This is a genomic window from Mesorhizobium sp. M7A.F.Ca.CA.002.15.2.1 (assembly GCF_003998715.1).
Lineage (GTDB): Bacteria > Pseudomonadota > Alphaproteobacteria > Rhizobiales > Rhizobiaceae > Mesorhizobium > Mesorhizobium ciceri.
Genome location: NZ_RZPI01000777.1, coordinates 1 through 2,452, shown reverse-complemented (window position 1 = coordinate 2,452; position 2,452 = coordinate 1). Strand labels below are relative to the sequence as shown.

At 65.7% G+C, this 2,452-nt stretch carries 3 protein-coding genes and 1 pseudogene; 1 reads left to right on the top strand and 3 read right to left on the bottom strand.

The genetic code is table 11. The features are described 5' to 3' along the window. Positions 1-30: 30 nt before the first annotated feature. From ENZ74_RS29115 to ENZ74_RS29105, 3 genes and pseudogenes are all read right to left on the bottom strand, one after another. A pseudogene (locus ENZ74_RS29115) lies at positions 31-402 on the bottom strand (DUF429 domain-containing protein); the annotation flags it as partial. Further along, positions 399-1,283, bottom strand: a complete 885-nt coding sequence (gene pdxY, locus ENZ74_RS29110; protein ID WP_063169475.1) for a pyridoxal kinase PdxY — start codon at positions 1,281-1,283, stop codon at positions 399-401. The gene pdxY and the pseudogene ENZ74_RS29115, both read right to left, overlap by 4 nt. Before the next feature lie 13 nt (positions 1,284-1,296). Then, positions 1,297-1,548 (bottom strand): hypothetical protein, encoded by a 252-nt coding sequence (locus ENZ74_RS29105; RefSeq protein WP_063169474.1) that lies wholly within the window; start codon positions 1,546-1,548, stop codon positions 1,297-1,299. A 164-nt stretch (positions 1,549-1,712) separates the two neighbouring features. On the opposite strand from ENZ74_RS29105, the gene ENZ74_RS29100 reads away from it, so the two are divergent. Beyond that, a complete protein-coding gene (locus ENZ74_RS29100) occupies positions 1,713-2,351 on the top strand; it encodes a LemA family protein (protein ID WP_024504707.1) in 639 nt (212 codons plus the stop codon). The last annotated feature ends 101 nt before the right edge of the window (positions 2,352-2,452 follow it).

Below are 2,452 nucleotides of genomic sequence, written 5' to 3'. Positions count from 1 at the left end.
CCTGGTATGCCGCGCACGTCAGGGCAAGCGCGGCGGATCGGATGTGGTCAGGGCCACCGCGCTTGCCCTGACGTGCGCGGCATACCAGGCTTCGATGGTGGTGAAGCCGTTGGTGTCGGCATAGAGCGCGGCACGGGACGGGATCGAGAAGACACTGGACTGGCGTGCCCCGAGCAGCGGCCGCACCAGCGCTTCGGGGCCGCGACCGCCCTTGCCCGAAAAGCCGGGCAGGCCGATCGGCATGTCGACGGCGATGACAGCGTCTTCGGGAAGGGATGCGAGCAGGGCAGTGAAGGTTGCAAAGACACCGACCGACGGTGCCATGCCAAAAGTTCGTCGGACGGCGATCCAGCCGGCCTTGCAGCCATCGACGCCGACAAGTACGGCCTCAGTCGATGTCACGCCCGGCGGCCCCGCCCTGGATGTGTGAGGTGGCGAAGCTGGACCATCGCCATCGGATGCGACAGGCTCTGCGCATCGGTTTCGAGCTGCAGTTCGTCGCCGCCGCGCTTGGCGGTGCGTGCCAGGATCTCGTAGACCGCCGCCGTCGTCGATTGCAGCGCCTTGATCGGTGGCTGGCCGGACAGGATGCGTGCCAGGTAAACGGCCGCCGTCAGATCGCCCAGGCCATTCGGCGGCTTGTCGATCAGGCGATGTTCGGCGAGCAGCGCCTGGCTGTTATCGAGCAGGAGGTTGCCGGTGCCGCCCGTCATCATCGACGGCGCCGAGGTGACCAGCATGGTCGATGGTCCGGCGTGCAGCGCCGCCGCGATCACCGATTTCATGTCTGGCAACGCGGCGCCGGCCATCCATTCCAGTTCGTAGCGGTTAGGGGTGGCTATGTCGGCGATCGGCATCAGCCGGTCGCGCATGGCGATGGCGGTCGGTTCGGGCACATAGAGGCCGCCCGAATCACCCATCACCGGATCGCAGATATAGACGGCGCCGGGCGTCCTTGCCTTGACCGCGGCGACCAGCGAGGCGACGGCCTCGGCCTGGCCCGCCTCGCCGAGATAGCCGGACAGCACGGCGCCGACCTCACCCAGCCATGGCGCCCGCTCGAGATCGGCCATCAGAGCCTTGAACTCGTCGAGCGGCGGCACGATGCGCGTCGCGCGCCCATGGCCGGGATGCCAGGGCAAGATGACGGTCGGCACCGCCCAGACCGGGAAACCCAGGGTCTCCAGCGCAAAGACGGCAGCACGGTTGCCGACCGAGCCACGCGCGACATGGCTGGAAATGACGATGACCGCACGCGGCGCGTCGGTTTGTTCGGCGCTCATTGTCGTTTGATTCCTAACTGCCCCGGATGACGTAAAGCACGAGCCAGACCATCAGGCCCAGCGCCAGCAGCAGGCCCAGCGTGCGGCCAAAGCGGGTGCCCCAGACTTCGATCGGATCGGCACGATCGGCATCGGCCGCGATGACGTGATCGTGCATGCCTTTCGCTGCCCGCGCTACAAACGAGTTGCCGGCCGGATCCGTCTCGCGCGCAATGCGCTCGAGGATACGGCGCGATTCCTTGTCGCTGTCCTGGCGTTCCGCCATGATGATGTCCCGTTTTGCCGGACCTTATCGCGTTCGCACGGCCAATCACAGAGCCTTGCAGCGGCACCGGGCGTGCCAGGCGAGGGGCTGCCGGCGCGGGCGGTTTTCTTGCGCGCTGATTGTGGTAATGCTTCGCGTGCAACTTCTACCGAGGGACCCCCATCATGTTTGCCCAGCGCCTTGCCTTGCCGTCCACGTTCCGCACGCTGCCCGCCTTCCTGATGATGGCGATCGTGTTGCCGCTGCTTGCAGGCTGCGGCTATAACACCATCCCGACGGCGGAAGAAAATGCCAGGGCGGCATGGAGCGAGGTGCTGAACCAGTATCAGCGCCGCGCCGACCTCATCCCCAACCTGGTCGAGACGGTCAAGGGCTATGCCTCGCATGAAAAGGATACGCTCGACGCGGTGGTCGAGGCGCGCGCCAAGGCAACGCAGATCACGGTAACACCGGAAACGCTGAAGGATCCCGAAGCCCTCAAGAAGTTTCAGGATGCCCAGGCGGGGCTGACCAGCGCGCTGTCGCGGCTGATCGCGGTCTCGGAGGCCTATCCCGACCTCAAGGCCAATCAGAACTTCCTGGCGCTGCAGGCGCAGCTCGAAGGCACCGAGAACCGCATCGCGGTGTCGCGGCGCGATTACATCCAGGCGGTCAGGGACTACAATCTGACGCTGAGGACGTTCCCCTCGGTGCTGTGGGCGACCTTCTGGTTCCGCGGCAACGAGCCCTTCGCCAATTTCACCGTCGCCGAAGACAAGATGCAGCCGCCGAAGGTCGATTTCGGCACGAAGCAGGGCGGGTGAACGTCCACTGTCATCGGAATAAATCCCGCGAAATGACGGGCTGCTGGCGTGCAAACACCCCCCTCTGTCCTACCGGACATCTCCCCCTCAAGGGGGGAGAT

Bases quoted from the DNA above. Each gene is read 5' to 3' on its own strand.
- pdxY (WP_063169475.1), bottom strand. From the start codon at position 1,283: ATGAGCGCCGAACAAACCGACGCGCCGCGTGCGGTCATCGTCATTTCC.
- ENZ74_RS29105 (WP_063169474.1), bottom strand. From the start codon at position 1,548: ATGGCGGAACGCCAGGACAGCGACAAGGAATCGCGCCGTATCCTCGAG.
- ENZ74_RS29100 (WP_024504707.1), top strand. From the start codon at position 1,713: ATGTTTGCCCAGCGCCTTGCCTTGCCGTCCACGTTCCGCACGCTGCCC.